We start from the raw sequence: 2,200 nt of genomic DNA on the forward strand, positions 1-2,200 counted from the left end.
CCTTGTTTACTTCCTGCTTTAAATCAAAATCGACAGAACCCATTTTAAGCATAGTAGCAAATTTTCGTCTTTATAATTCGCCTTTATAAATAGAATAATAGGCTTCTTTTTTCGTTATCATTTCTCCGCGCTCCTGACGCGCCTGTAAGCTTTTTAATTTCTCTAGGATATCATAATATACCCCTCTATTTAATTTCTTGATATACGCGCCGGGAATGCCTTTAAATTTCATTGTCTCCGAACCTTTGACCAAACGATATTGTTTTACTTTGCTTTTTTCGGGATAATTAAATACATTCCGAGAAAAAGAGGATATTTCTTTTTCTATTTCTTCTGGTTTTATTTCATCAGCATATTTTTCATAATACGTTTTTGGTTGAATGAATAAACCTTCTTCAAGAATACCTTCCAGTTTCCATTTACCGTACTCTCTATCGTCAACCATGTCATCATCAAAAATAGCTTCACATGCTATTGAATCGGTATCACAATATGCCACATCGCCTTTTTCTAATTGTTTAATTAAACCTCTATATAATAAAATACGCGCGTATGACGTAACGTAGGCGGCTATATGCGGCTGAATATACGGCGCTTTGCTGGGGACGGCTGCTTCAATAAATTCTTGTCCATATACAGGGTTAAATAATTCAACATAAGGATAGCCTTTTTCTTCGCATGTCTCAATTTCTGTGACAGGTAAAATCGTTTGCCGAACCCTTTGCATACCGAATTTTCCGTACAGTGCATTTTGCATTAATTTTGCAAACGTCTTTTTTGCTCCATCACTTGTATTTTTAATCTCTTCAAAATAGGAGACAAAATCTTTAAATATATAATCGGTCTTTTCAAAATAAATACATTGATGAATTTCTTTTATTTTAGCACCCATTTCTAACGCCAATTCAATTTCTTCAAACGTCCATATCCCTGAAAGGTTACCGACCGGGAAACATAATTTTTTGTACATTCTGTGAGGTAGAGGCGGTATATGTAAAGTAGTCGGTATGTGAATATCACATTCTAAAAAACCGCCGCCCTGTCTATAGCTGTACCAATATTTAAATACGTTTCGGGCTTTGTCTCCTTTATGGTGACGCGGTTTCCCTATAGGTATTGGGTTCACTTTCATAACGTACGGATATAATGAATTTACATCATAATGAAAGCCGCCATTTAATTCACTTTGAAATACTTCTGTACGTCCACCATAATATGCCTTGCGTATAAAATCCTCTGTAAACTCGCCCCATTTGCTATAACCGTAATTCGTGGAAATAGCCTTTTCATAATCTTCAGGATAATTCATTTGATATACTTTCATTGCAAGACTTGCGGTAGTAGGACATTTTAAAAATTCATGAATCGGCAAGCCGGATATTTCAATAAGCATTGTAACAATTTCATATAATGCCACACAGTCCAACCGTAAATATTCATTTAATTCAGGTTCATACGGATCGACCTTCATAAAATAATTCCCTTGGGATTCCCGGTCATCATATTTACCCGGGTCATTTGTGGGGTTTCCGTCAGCGTCAAGCGCCCATCCCAATTTCAAAATATGGTCTTTTAAATCTATTTTTGCTTTTTCTTGCGAAATATTAAAATCCTCACATATCTTTTTTAATGAACCCATTACAAGCTTGCTGGAATCATGAAATGTAATAGGTTGCGAAATAATTTCATTTTCTTCAGTTATTTGGGATTCATTAAGACCTGTTTTAAATACCGTAACGACATTATTAATAAAAATCGAATTTTTTAAATCCGCTTCAGGTAAAATGTCCTTTGCGATTTTTGAAATGTCGAAATCTAGATTATGAATAAATACATGACAATCGTATTTTGTGGTATACTGTGAGAGAACCGTTTTCAGGTTTTTAAAAGTGTTTGTCGCACGGTATCTACTACCGTCATATAATCCGACGCGGAAGACTTCCCCAAAAAGTCCTCGCGTCTCAGTATCAAGCGTAAGTATCTTAACGGGTTTACTTGCGCTTTTTTCTTTATTCTCTTTTTCCTTACTCATTTAAAATCCACCTCTCCATCGTAAATCCTTCGCTAAACGTTTCGCCGTTTTGATATTTACTTGCGGGAGATATTTCTGAATTAAATCCCCAATAAATTGAGCCTTTTCTTCATTGTCATATAAAACCCTCATGCCTGCATTTATTGCAATTAATAAAGATGATGAGCT

1 protein-coding gene is annotated in these 2,200 nt (G+C 35.2%); it reads right to left on the minus strand.

The window, feature by feature from the left end; genetic code table 11:
* Positions 1-70 precede the first annotated feature (70 nt).
* Entirely contained in the window at positions 71-2,032 is a 1,962-nt protein-coding gene (locus tag ACFWZ2_RS43310) for a DNA polymerase (protein WP_384555308.1), read from the minus strand.
* Positions 2,033-2,200: the final 168 nt, after the last annotated feature.

Source organism: Streptomyces sp. NPDC059002 (assembly GCF_042740435.1).
Lineage (GTDB): Bacteria > Actinomycetota > Actinomycetes > Streptomycetales > Streptomycetaceae > Streptomyces.